General features: G+C 67.8%; 1 protein-coding gene. It reads right to left on the minus strand.

The window, feature by feature from the left end; translation table 11 throughout:
• Positions 1–221, minus strand: a 221-nt coding sequence (locus tag LL253_RS20065) for a hypothetical protein (protein WP_228228210.1), incomplete at its 3' end; no start/stop codon positions are given.
• Positions 222–239 lie beyond the last annotated feature (18 nt).

Here is a 239-nt window from a genome sequence, read left to right on the forward strand (position 1 = left end):
TGGAACCCCAGCTGTTGCATGCCGGCGCGCATCGCGCCGCTGGTGGCGGTCGCCCGCACCTGGACAGTCTGGACGGCATCCAGCGCCGCCTGCTCCATCCGCAGCTTGGCGACATACTCGTCCAGGGAAATGGCGCCTGCTGAAATGAGCGTGCGGGCCTCTGCCATCTCCATGTTGAACCGCTGCTGCGCGGCCCAGACCGGATCAAGCGCAGCGCGCAACGCCAGCGCCTTCTGCTC

Origin of the sequence: Sphingobium soli (assembly GCF_020782245.1) — a bacterium.
Taxonomy (GTDB): Bacteria; Pseudomonadota; Alphaproteobacteria; order Sphingomonadales; family Sphingomonadaceae; genus Sphingobium; species Sphingobium soli.